The sequence below is a fragment of the Pseudomonas sp. GW821-FHT02A11 genome, assembly GCF_059421985.1.
Window position 1 is genome coordinate 1 of record NZ_JBWKWB010000030.1, and the last position, 15,062, is coordinate 15,062.

A 15,062-nucleotide genomic window follows, 5' to 3' on the forward strand; every position below is an offset into this window, starting at 1 on the left:
GCCTGAGTCCGGTGCAGTTTCGAACCCAGGCCATGAGCCTCTAGCGCTTTTTGTCCAACTTTTGGGGGTCAGTTCAGCCTTTTTGGTTACTTTTTCGGCTCTTGGAAAAAGTGACCCGCTGTAAGAGCGGAACCGATATCTGTACCGCCACTGGAACGGATATGCCCCCGATTTCAACGTCGCCAATAGCTCAGTAAATCGGTCCGAATTTTTGGGGTGGATCCGTTCACACGGGAACGCTGGTTCACCTTTCCGCCCTTACGGCGGGTCACTTTTGTCAAGAGCCACAAAAGTAACCAAAAAGGCCCTGCTCCTGGCTTGGCCCTCCTTCGTCGGGTTCCCTCGTTTCGACCCCGCTCCGTGGGCACGCGCCGAAACGGACGTCCCTGTCCCGGCGCTCTCGCCGCATCCTGCGGCTCGACCCACTGCGCGGCGCCTGCACTCGGCCTGCACCCAAGTCGCGATTTGCGGTGTCTGTGAGGGCGCGTCCCAAAAGCAAGATCAAGATCAAGATCAACGGCAACGGCAAATCCGTGCTCGCTTGGTCCCCTTTTGCCACAACTTCACACAAACCACTTGCACGTTCAATCTTATGGTATACCATCAGACCAAATACAACTCTCCACTCACAATCCATCCAAGAACCCGGGAGCCCCTCATGAGTTTTGAAATTCGCAAGATCGTCAGCTATCAGGAAGAAACCTTGATCGAAGGCGGCAAGGCCACTGACACGCCAGTGACCATGGTCGGTCTGGCCGTGGTAATGAAGAACCCCTGGCTGGGTCGCGGTTTCGTTGAAGACCTGAAACCGGAAATCCGCGCCAACTGCTCCGACCTCGGCGCAATGATGGTCGAGCGTCTGACCGGCCTGATCGGCGGTGCCGACAAAATCGAGGCCTATGGCAAGGCGGCTGTGGTCGGCGCCGATGGCGAAATCGAACACGCTTCTGCCGTCATTCATACCCTGCGCTTCGGCAACCATTACCGCGAAGCCGTCAAGGCCAAGAGCTACCTGAGCTTCACCAACAAGCGCGGCGGTCCGGGCACTTCGATTCAGATTCCGATGATGCACAAGGACGACGAAGGCCTTCGCTCGCACTACATCACCCTGGAAATGCAGATCGAAGACTCGCCGCGGGCCGACGAAATCGTGGTCGTGCTGGGTGCCGCCAACGGTGGTCGTCTGCACCCGCGCATCGGCAATCGTTACATCGATCTGGAAGAACTGGCAGTTGAAAAAGCCCAGTAATGCACCCGCTTCCACATACTAATAAGCAAGGCCTGTGCAGGAGCGATCCATGATTCGGCTCACCGCTGAACGCACCCCGGCCGGCACCAGTTATCTGGCGACCGGCCAAGGCCACCCCGTGGTGTTGATTCACGGGGTGGGTCTGAACAAGGAAATGTGGGGCGGCCAGATCGTCGGTCTGGCCCCGCACTATCGCGTCATTGCCTACGACATGCTCGGCCATGGCCAGAGCCCGCGTCCTGACCCGGACACCGGCCTGCCGGGCTATGCCGAGCAATTGCGCGAACTGCTGGAGCATCTGGGCGTACCGAGTGCCACGGTCATCGGTTTCTCGATGGGCGGGTTGGTGGCGCGGGCGTTTGCCCTGCATTTTGCCCAGCATCTGTCGGGGCTGGTGATTCTCAACAGCGTGTTCAATCGCAGCACCGAGCAGCGCGCAGGCGTCATTGCCCGCACCAGCCAGGCGGCCGAACATGGCCCGGATGCCAACGCTGCCGAGGCGCTGACGCGCTGGTTCAGTCGCGAGTATCAGGCAGCCAACCCGGCGCAGATCGCGGCGATTCGTCAGGTGCTGGCCAGCAATGACCCCCAGGGTTACCTGACCACCTACAAACTGTTCGCCACCCAGGACATGTACCGCGCCGAAGACCTGGGCAGCATCCAGGCGCCGACGCTGGTGGCCACTGGCGAGCTGGACCCCGGTTCCACGCCCGACATGGCACGGCAGCTGGCCCTGCGCATCCATGGCGCGCAGGTGCAGATACTTGCCGAGCAGCGGCATATGATGCCGGTGGAATCGCCGCGTCTGGTCAACCAGATGCTGCTGGACTTTCTCAAGCAGACAGACGCGCAAAACACTTCGGCAGAGGGGATCGTTGCATGAGTCTCACCCGTTTTCAGATGTGCATTGGCGGCGAATGGGTCGATGCGCTGTCCGGCAAGACCTTCGAAAGCCTCAATCCGGCGCTGGCTCAGCCTTGGGCCGAACTGCCCGACGCCGATGAAGCCGACGTCGAGCGCGCGGTACAGTCTGCGCAAGCCGCTTTCGAAAACCCGGCGTGGCGCAAACTGACGGCCACGGCGCGGGGCAAGTTGCTGCGCCGCCTGGGTGATCTGATCGCCGAAAACAAGGAGCATCTGGCCCAGCTGGAAAGCCGCGACAACGGCAAGCTGATTCGCGAAACCCGCGGCCAGGTCAGCTACCTGCCGGAGTTTTTCCATTACACCGCAGGCCTGGCCGACAAGCTCGAAGGCGGCACCCTGCCGCTGGACAAGCCCGACCTGTTTGCCTACACCGTGCACGAACCCATGGGCGTGGTGGCCGGGATCATTCCCTGGAACAGCCCGCTTTACCTGACTGCGATCAAGCTCGCCCCGGCACTGGCCGCAGGCAACACCATCGTGCTCAAGCCTTCCGAACATGCTTCGGCAACGATCCTGGAACTGGCGCGACTGGCGCTGGAAGCCGGCATTCCGCCGGGGGTGGTCAACGTCATCACCGGCTACGGCCCGAGCACCGGCGCCGCCCTCACCCGCCACCCGCTGGTGCGCAAGATCGCCTTCACCGGTGGTGCGGCCACGGCGCGGCATGTGGTGCGCAGCAGTGCCGAGAACTTCGCCAAGCTGTCGCTGGAACTGGGCGGCAAGTCGCCGAACATCATCTTTGCCGACGCCGATCTGGACAGCGCCATCAATGGCGCGGTGGCCGGGATTTACGCGGCCTCGGGCCAGAGTTGCGTGTCCGGTTCGCGGCTGTTGGTGCAGGACGAGATCTACGACGAATTCGTTTCACGTCTGGTCGAGCGCGCCCAGCGCATTCGCATCGGCAACCCGCAGGACGAAACCAGTGAAATGGGCCCGATGGCCACCGCCCAGCAACTGGCCGTGGTCGAAGGTCTGGTGGCGGACGCCCTGGCCGAAGGCGCGCGACTGCGCACCGGCGGCAAGCGTGCGCAAACCGGCAGCGACGGCTGGTTCTACGAGCCGACGTTGTTCGAATGCGACCGCAATTCGATGAAGATCATGCAGGAAGAAGTCTTTGGCCCGGTCGCCTCGGTGATCCGTTTCAAGGACGAAGCCCAAGCGCTGGCCATCGCCAACGACTCGCAGTTCGGGCTTGCCGCCGGCATCTGGACCCGCGATCTGGGCCGCGCCCATCGCCTGGCCCGGGACGTGCGCTCGGGGATCATCTGGGTCAACACCTACCGCGCCGTGTCGGCCATGGCGCCGATCGGTGGCTTCAAGAACAGCGGCTACGGTCGCGAGAGCGGTATCGATTCGGTACTGGCCTACACCGAGCTGAAAACGGTGTGGATCAACCTCTCGCAGGACCCGATGCCCGATCCATTCGTGATGCGCTAAGAGGCTGTCGACATGATCGAACCTGGCATTTACAAAGACGTCATGGGCTCCTTTCCCTCCGGCGTCACCGTGGTCACCACTCTGGACCCGGACGGCGGCATCGTCGGCATCACCGCCAGTGCGTTCAGCGCCCTGTCGATCGATCCGGCGCTGGTGCTGTTCTGCCCCAACTACGCTTCCGACACCTACCCGGTGCTGCGCGACAGCAAGCAGTTTGCGATTCACTTGCTGTCCGCTGATCAAAAAGCCGAGGCCTACGCCTTTGCCGGTAAAGGCAAGGACAAGGCCAAAGGCATCGACTGGCACCTGAGCGAGCTGGGCAACCCGCTGCTGAGCACGTCATCGAAGATCCGCGCCACGGCGATCATCGAATGCGAGCTGTGGCGTGAATACGACGGCGGCGATCACGCGATCATCGTTGGCGCGGTGAAGAACCTGATCCTGCCGGAAGAACCCGTGACGCCGATGGTTTATCACCGGGGCAAACTGGGGCCATTGCCGACTTTGACGTGATATTCGTGAATAAAGCGTGGAATCAGGCCTGTCTTGACCGACGGGCCTGATGGTTGGCGGCTCGCAGCATGATAAACTGCGCGACGTTTTGGCCCTCGAGGGCCCCTAGCCACCCCCATGGCTGCCTGGAATGACCGCGTGCTCCCTGAGCCGCTTTTTCGCACGGACAGCCATCTTCAGAGCGGACTCCATGAAACGCCTGCCACTCGACGACAGCTTCAAGGTCAATCGCAACCCCGTCACGCTGCGGGAAATCGTGCTGGATAAACTGCGCAGCGCGATCATGAATTTTCAACTGCTGCCCGGTGACCGTCTGGTCGAGCGCGACCTGTGTGATCGTCTGGGCGTCAGCCGCACTTCCGTTCGCGAAGCCCTGCGTCATCTGGAATCCGAAGGCCTGGTGGAGTTCGCCGACGCCAAGGGCCCGCGCGTGGCCATCATCACCCTGGAAGACGCCTGCGACATCTACGAGCTGCGTTGCGTGCTCGAAGGCCTGATCGTTCAGCTATTCACCCTGCGCGCCAAGGCCAAGGACATTCGTGCCCTGGAAAAAGCCCTCAACGAAAACAGCAAGGCGCTGGAAGAAGGCGAGCTGCAGCAGGTGCTCGACTCGGTGCAAGGCTTCTACGACGTGCTGCTGGAAGGTTCGGGCAACCACGTTGCCGCGACCCAGCTGCGTCAGTTGCAGGCGCGCATCAGCTACCTGCGGGCGACCTCGGTGTCCCAGGACAACCGTCGCGGCGCAAGCAACCGCGAGATGGAAAAAATCGTCGAGGCGATCAAGAGCGGCGACCCGCTGGCGGCGCATCAGGCCTCGGTGGATCACGTGCGCAGCGCAGCGAAAGTGGCGCTCGATTACCTCAAATCCAAACAGGACGATGGCACTCAGGTGCGCGACATCGTCGAACCCGTGGTTCTTAAGGAACCGCGCATAGGACGCTGACATGCCCGCGCCGCGCTTCTGTCCGCAATGTGGCAGCACTGACCTGGCTAAGCGAACGCCCGACGGTGACACCCATGCGCGGCTGATGTGCGGCAACTGCCAGTACATCCACTACGTCAATCCGAAGATCATCGCTGGCTGCATCATCGAGCGCGAGGGCAAGTACCTGCTGTGCCAGCGCGCCATCCCGCCGCGCCCCGGCACCTGGACGCTGCCGGCAGGCTTCATGGAGGCCGGCGAAACCACCGAGCAGGCGGCGCTGCGTGAAGTGTGGGAAGAAAGCGGCGTGCGCGCCGAGATCATTTCGCCGTACTCGATCTTCAGCGTGCCGCAGATCAGCGAGGTGTACATCGTCTTTCGCGCCATCGCCCTGGAAGTCACCGACCAGTTCGGCCCCGAAACCCTTGCCTGCCAGTTCTTCGCCCCTGAAGACATTCCCTGGGACAGCATCTACTACCCCGCCATCCGCCAGATTCTGGAGCGCTACATCGCCGAGCGACAGGCCGGGGTGTACGGGATTTATGTGGGGAATGATGACAGCGGGAAGATTCACTTTATTCGGTGAATGCCCAAACAGCACCGCTCCCTCCCTGTAGCAGTCCGGCTTGCCGACGGCAGCGATTTCAGGGGCCTCCCGCCGGCAAGCCGGACTGCTACAAGTCCAGTGAGCATCAGCCGGGAAACGCCTCGACGATCACAATCTCCGCATGGGCCACGCCCTGCCTGTGGCTCATCGCCTCTTGGTACTCGTCCGAGTGATAACAGGCCAGCGCCTGCTCATAGGATTCGAACTCGATGATCACCGTGCGTTGCGGCGTCTTGCGCCCTTCCAGGGCTTCGGCACGCCCGCCGCGGGCAAGGAACTTACCGCCATACTTCTTGAAGGCCGCAGGGCCGCGCTGGGTGTATTCGGCGTATTGCGTGGGGTCGGTGATATCCACGTGGGCAATCCAGTAAGCCTTCATCGCACTCTCGCTCTTTGATCAATGATGGGGTTTCAAATCGGTCGAATCTGTGAAATATTTTGTCTTATGGTATACCATCTTTTCAATAAAAAGCTTTCTACCACACGACAGAGATTCCGAGTATGGCGTTCGACCGCATCGAAGACATCATCGAAGATTACCGCCAGGGCAAGATGGTGTTGCTGGTCGATGACGAGGACCGGGAAAACGAAGGCGACCTGCTGCTCGCCGCCGACCGTTGCACCGCTCAAGCCATCAGCTTCATGGCCAACGAAGCCCGTGGGTTGATCTGCCTGACCCTGACCGACGAGCACTGTCAGCGCCTTGGCCTTGAACAGATGGTGCCGAGCAACGGCAGCGTGTTTTCCACCGCGTTCACGGTGTCCATCGAAGCGGCCACCGGGGTGACCACAGGCATCTCCGCTGCCGACCGCGCCCGCACCGTACAAGCCGCTGTCGCTACCGATGCCACGGCAGAAAACGTGGTTCAGCCCGGCCACATATTCCCCCTGCGTGCCCGCGAGGGCGGCGTGTTGACCCGCGCCGGTCACACTGAAGCCGGTTGCGATCTGGCGCGTCTGGCCGGGTTCTCCCCTGCTTCGGTGATCGTCGAAGTCATGAACGATGACGGTACCATGGCCCGCCGGCCGGATCTGGAGCGCTTTGCGGCGAAACACGGCATTCGCATCGGCACCATCGCCGACCTGATCCATTACCGCCTGAGCACCGAGCACACGGTCGTGCGTATCGGCGAACGCGAGCTGCCGACGGTCCACGGCACGTTCCGTCTGATCAGCTATGAAGACCGCATCGAAGGCGGCGTGCACATGGCAATGGTCATGGGCGATGTGCGTCGCGAGGAACCGACGCTGGTGCGCGTGCACGTGGTCGATCCTCTTCGCGATCTGGTCGGCGCCGAATACAACGGCCCGGCCAACTGGACGCTGTGGGCCGCCCTGCAAAAGGTCGCCGAAGAAGGCCGCGGCGTTGTCGTGGTGCTGGCCAATCACGAGTCTTCCCAAGCGCTGCTGGAGCGCATCCCGCAGTTGACGCAGGCGCCACGCCAGTACACCCGTTCACAGTCCAGGATTTACTCTGAGGTCGGCACGGGGGCCCAGATCCTGCAAGACATTGGCGTCGGCAAACTGCGCCACCTCGGCCCGCCCCTGAGGTACGCAGGACTGACCGGCTACGATCTGGAAGTAGTTGAAAGCATTCCGTTTTCGGGCTGAAACAGCATTGCGTTACGGCTGAAGCGTTTCACCGGCCAACATGCCGCTGGCCCCGTAAACACGGGGCCAGTCCTTGAAAAAAAATCAAAAAAACGAGGTGCATCAAGCGGCAAAGTGCTTGCAGAAAGTTTGGAATACCATAATATGACATTCCGTAGGCCGAAGCATTTTTCAGTCAGGTGCGCCCGCAAGGGACAGCCAAACAAGAGCCCCTGACAGGCCCCGTTTTTTTCAAGGCCCGAGGATTTCACCCTCCAAAGGCCCACTGCTCCCGACAGGCGGGCAATTGAAGGCCCGCTCAAAAACACAACAAATGAGGGCGTGAAAATGGTGTTGATTCAACGTGCAACAGCGGTCCTGACAGCAGGTGTGTTGGCGCTCTCTTGTCACGCAGCCATCGCTGCCGACAGCGTCAACTTCGTCAGTTGGGGCGGCTCCACCCAGGATGCGCAAAAAGAGGCCTGGGCCAACGCCTTCACCAAGACCACCGGCACTGCCGTGGTCCAGGACGGCCCCACCGACTACGGCAAGCTCAAGGCCATGGTCGAAAGCGGCAACGTGTCCTGGGATGTGGTCGATGTCGAAGCCGACTTCGCCCTGCGCGCCGCCGCCGAAGGTCTGCTTGAGCCGCTGGACTTCAGCGTGGTCAAGAAAGACCGCATCGACCCACGCTTCGTTTCCGACCACGGCGTAGGCTCTTTCTTCTTCTCTTTTGTGCTCGGCTACAACGAGAGCAAGTCGGGCAAAGCCAAGCCTGAAGACTGGTCAGCGCTGTTCGACACCAAGACCTTCCCCGGCAAGCGCGCGCTGTACAAATGGCCAAGCCCGGGCGTTCTCGAACTGGCCCTGCTGGCCGACGGCGTGCCCAAAGACAAGCTCTACCCGCTGGACCTGGACCGCGCCTTCAAGAAACTCGACACCATCAAGAAGGACATCGTCTGGTGGGGCGGCGGCGCGCAATCCCAGCAACTGCTGGCCTCCGGTGAAGCGTCACTGGGCCAGTTCTGGAACGGCCGCACCTACGCCCTTGAGCAAGATGGCGCACCAGTGGGCGTGAGCTGGAAACAGAACCTGGTCATGGCCGATTTCCTGGTGGTGCCTAAAGGCGCGAAGAACAAGGACGCTGCCATGAAGCTGATCGCCGATGCGTCAAGCGCCAAGGGTCAGGCGGATTTCTCCAACCTGACGGCCTACGCGCCGGTCAACCTGGACAGCGTCCAGCGTCTGGACTCGAGCCTCGCGAAGAAGCTGCCGACCGCCTATCCTGACGATCAAATCACTCTCGACTTCGCGTACTGGGCCAAGAACGGTCCGGCCATCGCGACACGGTGGAACGAATGGCTGGTCAAGTAAAAATGACGGCCCTCGCGTCCCGTCAAACCCAGCCAGCCGGTGGTGCGTCCAGCACCGCCGGCGCGGCATCCGCTCAGGCCGTGACCATGAAACAGACAGCGTCCCTGTCGCAACGCTGGAAAGGCAGCCGCAACCTGCTGCCCGCCCTGCTGTTTCTCGGCCTGTTTTTCTTCGCCCCCCTGATTGGCCTGCTGCTGCGCGGCGTGCTGGAACCCACGCCGGGCCTGGGCAATTACGAGCAACTGTTCGCCAACTCGGCCTACGCACGGGTGCTGTTCAACACCTTCTCGGTGGCAGGGTTAGTCACGCTGTTCAGCCTGCTGCTGGGCTTTCCCCTGGCCTGGGCGATCACCCTGGTGCCGCGCGGTTGGGGTCGCTGGATGCTCAACATCGTGTTGCTGTCGATGTGGACCAGCCTGTTGGCGCGCACCTATTCCTGGCTGGTATTGCTGCAAGCGTCGGGGGTAATCAACAAGGCGTTGATGGCCATTGGCGTGATCGATCAGCCGTTGGAAATGGTGCATAACCTCACCGGCGTTGTGATCGGCATGAGCTACATCATGATCCCGTTCATCGTGCTGCCGCTGCAGGCGACCATGGCCGCCATCGACCCGATGGTGCTGCAGGCCGGCTCCATTTGCGGGGCGAGCCCATGGACCAATTTCTTCAAGGTGTTCCTCCCACTGTGCCGCTCGGGACTGTTTTCCGGGGGCCTGATGGTGTTCGTGATGTCGCTTGGGTACTACGTGACCCCGGCCCTGCTCGGCGGCGCCCAGGACATGATGCTGCCCGAATTCATCGTCCAGCAGGTGCAGTCGTTCCTCAACTGGGGCCTGGCCAGTGCCGCCGCCGCGTTGCTGATCGTGATCACCCTGGTGCTGTTCTACTTCTACCTCAAGCTGCAACCGGAATCCCCGGTCGGCTCGAACCACGCGAGGTAAACCGCCATGCTCCTGACACCCAATGCCATGAGCCCGCGCCTGCGCTGGGGCCTGTATTCGGTCACAGGCCTGATCGCGCTGTTTTTGCTGCTGCCCATCGTGTTCATCGTGCTGCTGTCGTTCGGCTCCTCGCAGTGGCTGGTGTTTCCGCCGCCAGGCTGGACGCTGAAGTGGTATCAGCAGTTCTTCAATAACCCGGACTGGATGGCCGCCGCATTCGCCAGCCTGAAGGTCGCCGTCCTGACCACCATTTGCGCGGTCGCTTTGGGCCTGCCAACGGCCTTCGCTTTGGTGCGTGGTCGCTTTCCGGGCCGGGACATGCTCTACGGCATCTTCACCCTGCCGATGATCGTGCCGCTGGTGATCATCGCGGTGGCGGTCTATGCGTTGTTTCTCAAGCTCGGCTACACCGGCACGCTGTTTTCCTTCGTGGTCAGCCACGTGATCGTCGCGTTGCCGTTCACGATTATCTCGATCATCAACTCGCTGAAGCTGTTCGATCAGTCCATCGAGGACGCTGCGGTGATTTGCGGCGCGTCGCGAATGCAGGCGGTGTTCAAGGTGACCTTTCCGGGGATTCGTCCCGGCATGGTCGCCGGCGCCCTGTTCGCGTTTCTGGTGTCGTGGGATGAAGTGGTGCTGAGCGTGATGATGGCCAGCCCCAACCTGCAGACCCTGCCCGTCAAGATGTGGACCACCCTGCGCCAGGACCTGACCCCGGTGATTGCCGTCGCCTCGACGCTGCTGATCGCCCTGTCGGTGCTGGTCATGTTTATCGCCGCGACCCTGCGTCGCCGCAACGAAGCGAGGATGCCTTCATGAGCGCCGTGATCAAAGATTCCGCGCAACCCGGCCAGACCCTGGTCAGCCTGTGCAACCTGAACAAGCATTACGGCGATTTCGCCGCCGTGGACAACATCTCCCTGGACATCCAGGACGGCGAATTCCTGACCTTTCTCGGTTCCAGCGGCTCGGGCAAGAGCACCACGCTGTCGATGCTGGCGGGCTTCGAAACGCCAAGCTCCGGCGAGATTCTGGTGGCCGGTAAATCGCTGGTGAACGTGCCGCCGCACAAACGCGACATCGGCATGGTGTTCCAGCGCTACTCGCTGTTCCCGCATCTGTCAGTGCGCGACAACATCGCCTTCCCCCTGGCCATCCGTAAACTGGCGGTCGCCGAGCGGGACAAGCGCGTCGATGCCATGCTCAAGCTGGTGCAACTGGAACAGTTCGCCCACCGCCGCCCGTCGCAACTCTCCGGCGGCCAGCAACAGCGCGTGGCCATCGCCCGGGCGCTGGTCTACGAGCCACGCATCCTGCTGATGGACGAACCCCTCGGCGCGCTGGACAAGAAGCTGCGTGAAGATCTGCAGGACGAGCTGCGTCAGTTGCATCGCCGCCTGGGCATCACCATCGTTTACGTGACCCACGATCAAGAAGAAGCCATGCGCCTGTCCCAGCGCATCGCGATTTTCAGCCACGGCAAGATCGTCGGGCTGGGCACGGGGTATGACCTGTATCAGAACCCGCCGAATGCGTTTGTGGCGTCGTTTCTGGGTAACTCGAACTTCCTCAAGCTCAAGGCCCAAGGCAATGGCGTGGCGACGTTCGAAGGCCAGCCACTGTCGATTCGTCTCACGGCAGGGCTGCAGACGGATCAGGACGTGTTGCTGATGATCCGCCCTGAAAAAGCCCAGGCCTTGAGTGTCGAGCAGGCAGCGTTGCAGCCGTTGCAGACGGGCTGGAACGAGGTCAGCGCGAAGGTCGGCGAAGTGCTGTTTCTGGGGGAAAGCCAGACATGCACGGTGATGACGGCTGGCGGGACGTCGATGACGGTCAAGGCACTTTCTGCGGCGGGGATGCCGCTCAGGGCGGGGGATCAAGTGCGGGTGCGCTGGGCGACGGCGGATGCTTGTGTTTATACCGAATGGGCGGAGAGCGATTTGAACAAGGCGGCAGGGGCGCATTGATTTTTTTTTGATCGGGGGTGTTCCAGCCTTATCGGATATACACCCCACCCCAAAATCCCAAAAACCAAAAAAACCAGCCAAAAAAAACCACCGCACAAAGGCGGTGGCTTTTTACGTTTTTCTAAACCCGCGATCAAATTCAGACCTTGACGATCCAGCCCGCCGGCCCTTCGATCTCACCGAACTGAATCCCGGTCAGCTCTTTGTACAGACGCTGAGTCACCGGACCCACTTCGGTCTCGCTGTGGAACACATGCAGCTTGTCTTTGTAGCTGATCCCGCCAATCGGCGTGATCACCGCAGCTGTACCGCACGCACCGGCCTCTTTGAACTGGTCGATCTTGTCGATGAAGACTTCGCCTTCAGTCACTTTCAGGCCCAGCCGGCTTGCAGCCAGCTCGATCAGCGACAGGCGGGTGATGCCTGGCAGAACCGAGGGCGACTTCGGCGTGATGAACTGGTCATCGTGAGTGATACCGAAGAAGTTGGCCGAACCGACTTCCTCGATCTTCGAGTGCGTCAGCGGGTCGAGGTAGATCGCGTCGGCAAAGCCGTTTTTCTTGGCTTCGCTGCCCGGCATCATGCTCGCCGCGTAGTTGCCACCCACCTTGGCAGCGCCGGTGCCCTGTGGCGCGGCGCGGTCGTAGCTGGAGATCACGAAGTTGTGCGGCTTCATGCCACCCTTGAAGTACGGGCCGACCGGGATGCAGAACACCGAAAAGATGAACTCAGGGGCGGCGCGCACGCCGATGTTGTCGCCCACGCCGATCACGAACGGACGCAGGTACAGCGCGCCGCCGGTGCCATAAGGCGGGATGAAACGCTCATTGGCGCGGACCACGTCCTTGCACGCTTCGATGAACTGTTCGGTGGATACGTGAGGCATCAGCAAACGCGAGCAGCTGCGTTGCATGCGCGCGGCGTTCTGGTCCGGGCGGAACAGGTTGATCGAGCCGTCTTTGGCGCGGTAGGCCTTCAGGCCCTCGAAGCACTGCTGACCATAGTGCAGCGCGGTCGAACCTTCGCTGATGTGCAGCACGTTGTCTTCGGTCAGGGTGCCTTTGTCCCACTCACCGTCGCGCCAGTGAGCCAGGTAGCGCTTGTCGGTCTTGATGTAGTCGAAACCCAGCTTGTCCCAGTTAATGCTTTCGTTACCCATGACACCCTCTATTTCCTGGCCTGCGCCCGGCGAGCGGGGGCTGGCGTTTCATCAATATGGTCGTGAAGGCCCGGCGCCTGGCAAGGCCTGCACCGATGTTGCGCCATATTACTGATTTTTTGCCCGACAAACCGCCTCTGGCGCACAGGAGGAGAAAAAGTTCATCCAGCGCCCTGTCCCAGCCTTCGAAAAAGCCCGACCACCTGCGCGAGGCGGCCAAGCACCGGGTGGCTCCGAGCTGGCCGACGCGTATTTGACGAAATTCAACACCTGGCAACCGCAGCCATACAGGCAAAGCCAGCCGTTTGTATTAAAAGCTGATCGGCTGACGTGCAGATTCGCCAGTTTTGCCTATCGTTTGTTATTCATATGAAACAGGAGCAAGGCCATGGGTATCGAGCAACTCTTCGCGGATCTGGGCAGTCTTCCGAGCATTCCCAAAGTGGCTCAGGACCTGATTCAACAGTTCGACAATCCCTCGTCGAACCTGGAAAGCATCGCGCGCAATATCGAGAAAGACCCGGTGATCTCGGCGAAGATCCTGCGTCTGGCGAACTCGGCGCGTTTTCGTGGGGCGCGGGAGTCGTCCAGCATCGAAGACGCCGCCATGCGCCTGGGTTTCAACACCCTGCGCACGCTGGTACTGGCGTCTGCGGTGACCGGCGCGTTCAAGGCCAGTGCCAGTTTCGACCTCAAGGGCTTTTGGCTGAAAAGCTTCCAGGTGGCCGGAATTTGCCGTCTGCTGGCCAAGCAATCCAAGGCCGATGCTGAAATCGCCTTTACCTGCGGGGTGATGCACGACATCGGCGAGCTGCTGATCCAGACCGGCGCACCGCAGGTGGCCGAGCGGATCAACAGCGTGACCAAGACCGGCACCACCAGCCGCGCGGCGCTGGAAACCCTGCAATTGGGGTTCGGCTACCCGGAAGTCGGCGCGGAACTGGCGCGTCGCTGGCAGTTGCCGCCGGTGATTCAACAGGCCATTGCTTACCAGGCCCGGCCGATGCAGGCGCCGGGCGATGCGACTCAGGCGCGGATCGTGGCGCAGGCGCTGACGGTATCCGACGCACTGGACAGCCATGGCGGCGCAAACCCGCAAGCGCAACAGGCGGTGGACGGGCCGCTGTTCGAGGGGATCGACCTGGATGCACTGTTTGCCGCGTTGCCAGCGGTGCTGGAGGCGGACAAGGCGTTTGCTGAACTGTTGAGCTAAGTTCGACGCAATGGGTAATACGGATCACCGGTGGGAGCGAATTCATTCGCGAATCGTTCGTACAGACGATGAATCGTCATCGGCTGTACTGGCCTCTCGCGAATGAATTCGCTCCCACAGGGGTCCCCGGCAGCCTTGGATTGCGGCATTTCGCCCACGCAAATCCCCTACCTCGTTTAGTATCAGCTACCCCTGCCCGCTCACGAGGACCTGTGCATGTCTGCCACGCCTGCCCTTTCAAACGTCGACGCCCTGCTGCACTGGATGAGCGAGCGCTCGTTCGCGGTGCTGACCGGCGCGGGCATCAGCACCTCCTCCGGTATCCCCGATTACCGGGACAGCGAAGGCGTACGTCGGGGTCGCCAGCCGATGATGTTTCAGGAATTTCTCAACGCACCCGAGGCCCGACGGCGCTATTGGGCCCGAGCGATGCTCGGCTGGCCACGGGTGCGCGCGGCACAACCCAATGCCGCTCACGAAGCCCTGGCCACCCTTGAAAAGCACAGTCTGATCAGCGGTGTGATCACCCAGAACGTCGACACGCTGCACGATCAGGCCGGCAGTCAGGACGTGATCGAACTGCACGGCAGTCTGCACTGGGTGCTGTGTCTGGATTGCCGCCGACGCACTGAACGCGATGTGATTCAGCAGACCCTGCTGGAGCAGAATCCTTACTTGGCCGGGATCGATGCCGTGCAGGCGCCCGATGGCGATACCCTGCTGGACCCCGCGTTCGAGGACCGCTTTCAGGTGCCGCACTGCCCCCATTGCGGTGGCCAGCGGATGAAACCGGACGTGGTGTTCTTTGGCGAAAACGTTGCGCCGCCGACAGCCGCTAAAGCCCTGACGCGGGTCGAGCAGGCCGACGGGTTGCTGGTGGTGGGGTCGTCGTTGATGGCGTTTTCAGCGTTTCGTCTGTGCCGGGCCATCGTCGATCAGGACAAACCGCTGATCGCCATCAATCTGGGCAGGACGCGGGCGGATGACCTGCTGAACCTGAAGATCGGCGATGCCTGCGAGGTGCTGCTGCCTGAGCTGACGCGACGGCTGGTCAAGGCCTGAGCGGTTTTGTTGGTCCCGCTACGGTCTATCTTTCTGTGGGAGCGAATTCATTCGCGAGAGGCCAGTACAGCCGACAGGGATGTATCGGTTGAACCGTCCTC

At 61.5% G+C, this 15,062-nt stretch carries 15 protein-coding genes; 13 read left to right on the forward strand and 2 right to left on the reverse strand.

The annotated features are described in order from the left end of the window. Nucleotides 1-658 precede the first annotated feature (658 nt). The 6 genes from AC07V9_RS26315 (at nucleotide 659) to AC07V9_RS26340 (ending at nucleotide 5,631) form a co-directional block, all read left to right on the forward strand. Entirely contained in the window at nucleotides 659-1,249 is a 591-nt protein-coding gene (locus AC07V9_RS26315; protein ID WP_495018553.1) for an amino acid synthesis family protein, read from the forward strand. Nucleotides 1,250-1,298: 49 nt separating this feature from the next. Next, nucleotides 1,299-2,132, forward strand: coding sequence for an alpha/beta fold hydrolase (locus AC07V9_RS26320; RefSeq protein ID WP_495018554.1), 834 nt, complete (start codon nucleotides 1,299-1,301; stop codon nucleotides 2,130-2,132). After that, nucleotides 2,129-3,610: an aldehyde dehydrogenase gene (locus AC07V9_RS26325; RefSeq protein WP_495018555.1), complete on the forward strand. Its 1,482-nt coding sequence runs from the start codon at nucleotides 2,129-2,131 to the stop codon at nucleotides 3,608-3,610. The genes AC07V9_RS26320 and AC07V9_RS26325 overlap by 4 nt, the downstream gene beginning before the upstream one ends. 12 nt (nucleotides 3,611-3,622) lie before the next feature. Further along, the gene (locus AC07V9_RS26330) at nucleotides 3,623-4,123 is read left to right on the forward strand and encodes a flavin reductase family protein (RefSeq protein ID WP_495018556.1); all 501 of its coding nucleotides are present in this window, start codon (nucleotides 3,623-3,625) and stop codon (nucleotides 4,121-4,123) included. Nucleotides 4,124-4,313: 190 nt separating this feature from the next. Further along, nucleotides 4,314-5,066: a GntR family transcriptional regulator gene (locus tag AC07V9_RS26335; protein ID WP_495018557.1), complete on the forward strand. Its 753-nt coding sequence runs from the start codon at nucleotides 4,314-4,316 to the stop codon at nucleotides 5,064-5,066. A 1-nt stretch (nucleotide 5,067) separates the two neighbouring features. Next, a complete protein-coding gene (locus tag AC07V9_RS26340; protein ID WP_495018558.1) occupies nucleotides 5,068-5,631 on the forward strand; it encodes an NUDIX hydrolase in 564 nt (187 codons plus the stop codon). A 106-nt stretch (nucleotides 5,632-5,737) separates the two neighbouring features. Here the strand turns inward: AC07V9_RS26340 and AC07V9_RS26345 are convergent, their stop codons facing one another. Next, entirely contained in the window at nucleotides 5,738-6,031 is a 294-nt protein-coding gene (locus tag AC07V9_RS26345; protein WP_495018559.1) for a DUF1330 domain-containing protein, read from the reverse strand. A 122-nt stretch (nucleotides 6,032-6,153) separates the two neighbouring features. On the opposite strand from AC07V9_RS26345, the gene ribBA reads away from it, so the two are divergent. From ribBA to AC07V9_RS26370, 5 genes are all read left to right on the forward strand, one after another. Then, nucleotides 6,154-7,263, forward strand: a complete 1,110-nt coding sequence (gene ribBA / locus AC07V9_RS26350) for a bifunctional 3,4-dihydroxy-2-butanone-4-phosphate synthase/GTP cyclohydrolase II (protein WP_495018560.1) — start codon at nucleotides 6,154-6,156, stop codon at nucleotides 7,261-7,263. A 327-nt stretch (nucleotides 7,264-7,590) separates the two neighbouring features. Continuing rightward, nucleotides 7,591-8,616, forward strand: coding sequence for an ABC transporter substrate-binding protein (locus AC07V9_RS26355; protein ID WP_495018561.1), 1,026 nt, complete (start codon nucleotides 7,591-7,593; stop codon nucleotides 8,614-8,616). Continuing rightward, nucleotides 8,601-9,557 (forward strand): ABC transporter permease, encoded by a 957-nt coding sequence (locus tag AC07V9_RS26360; protein ID WP_495018562.1) that lies wholly within the window; start codon nucleotides 8,601-8,603, stop codon nucleotides 9,555-9,557. Before AC07V9_RS26355 ends, AC07V9_RS26360 begins: the two co-directional genes overlap by 16 nt. Before the next feature lie 6 nt (nucleotides 9,558-9,563). Continuing rightward, entirely contained in the window at nucleotides 9,564-10,379 is an 816-nt protein-coding gene (locus AC07V9_RS26365; protein ID WP_495018563.1) for an ABC transporter permease, read from the forward strand. Next, complete coding sequence (locus AC07V9_RS26370) at nucleotides 10,376-11,527, forward strand: ABC transporter ATP-binding protein (protein WP_495018564.1); 1,152 nt, start codon at nucleotides 10,376-10,378, stop codon at nucleotides 11,525-11,527. Before AC07V9_RS26365 ends, AC07V9_RS26370 begins: the two co-directional genes overlap by 4 nt. Nucleotides 11,528-11,666: 139 nt before the next feature. On the opposite strand, the gene AC07V9_RS26375 is transcribed toward AC07V9_RS26370, so the two are convergent. Next, nucleotides 11,667-12,686, reverse strand: a complete 1,020-nt coding sequence (locus AC07V9_RS26375) for a branched-chain amino acid aminotransferase (protein ID WP_495018565.1) — start codon at nucleotides 12,684-12,686, stop codon at nucleotides 11,667-11,669. Between the two features lie 388 nt (nucleotides 12,687-13,074). Between AC07V9_RS26375 and AC07V9_RS26380 the strand changes: the two genes are divergently transcribed. After that, complete coding sequence (locus AC07V9_RS26380) at nucleotides 13,075-13,899, forward strand: HDOD domain-containing protein (RefSeq protein ID WP_495018566.1); 825 nt, start codon at nucleotides 13,075-13,077, stop codon at nucleotides 13,897-13,899. A gap of 216 nt (nucleotides 13,900-14,115) precedes the next feature. After that, on the forward strand, nucleotides 14,116-14,961 hold the full coding sequence (locus AC07V9_RS26385; protein WP_495018567.1) for an NAD-dependent protein deacetylase: 846 nt from the start codon (nucleotides 14,116-14,118) through the stop codon (nucleotides 14,959-14,961). Nucleotides 14,962-15,062 lie beyond the last annotated feature (101 nt).

Excerpts from the sequence above, each read along its gene's own strand:
- AC07V9_RS26315 (WP_495018553.1), top strand. The coding sequence starts at position 659 with ATGAGTTTTGAAATTCGCAAGATCGTCAGCTATCAGGAAGAAACCTTG.
- AC07V9_RS26320 (WP_495018554.1), top strand. The coding sequence starts at position 1,299 with ATGATTCGGCTCACCGCTGAACGCACCCCGGCCGGCACCAGTTATCTG.
- AC07V9_RS26325 (WP_495018555.1), top strand. The coding sequence starts at position 2,129 with ATGAGTCTCACCCGTTTTCAGATGTGCATTGGCGGCGAATGGGTCGAT.
- AC07V9_RS26330 (WP_495018556.1), top strand. The coding sequence starts at position 3,623 with ATGATCGAACCTGGCATTTACAAAGACGTCATGGGCTCCTTTCCCTCC.
- AC07V9_RS26335 (WP_495018557.1), top strand. The coding sequence starts at position 4,314 with ATGAAACGCCTGCCACTCGACGACAGCTTCAAGGTCAATCGCAACCCC.
- AC07V9_RS26340 (WP_495018558.1), top strand. The coding sequence starts at position 5,068 with ATGCCCGCGCCGCGCTTCTGTCCGCAATGTGGCAGCACTGACCTGGCT.
- AC07V9_RS26345 (WP_495018559.1), bottom strand. The coding sequence starts at position 6,031 with ATGAAGGCTTACTGGATTGCCCACGTGGATATCACCGACCCCACGCAA.
- ribBA (WP_495018560.1), top strand. The coding sequence starts at position 6,154 with ATGGCGTTCGACCGCATCGAAGACATCATCGAAGATTACCGCCAGGGC.
- AC07V9_RS26355 (WP_495018561.1), top strand. The coding sequence starts at position 7,591 with ATGGTGTTGATTCAACGTGCAACAGCGGTCCTGACAGCAGGTGTGTTG.
- AC07V9_RS26360 (WP_495018562.1), top strand. The coding sequence starts at position 8,601 with ATGGCTGGTCAAGTAAAAATGACGGCCCTCGCGTCCCGTCAAACCCAG.
- AC07V9_RS26365 (WP_495018563.1), top strand. The coding sequence starts at position 9,564 with ATGCTCCTGACACCCAATGCCATGAGCCCGCGCCTGCGCTGGGGCCTG.
- AC07V9_RS26370 (WP_495018564.1), top strand. The coding sequence starts at position 10,376 with ATGAGCGCCGTGATCAAAGATTCCGCGCAACCCGGCCAGACCCTGGTC.
- AC07V9_RS26375 (WP_495018565.1), bottom strand. The coding sequence starts at position 12,686 with ATGGGTAACGAAAGCATTAACTGGGACAAGCTGGGTTTCGACTACATC.
- AC07V9_RS26380 (WP_495018566.1), top strand. The coding sequence starts at position 13,075 with ATGGGTATCGAGCAACTCTTCGCGGATCTGGGCAGTCTTCCGAGCATT.
- AC07V9_RS26385 (WP_495018567.1), top strand. The coding sequence starts at position 14,116 with ATGTCTGCCACGCCTGCCCTTTCAAACGTCGACGCCCTGCTGCACTGG.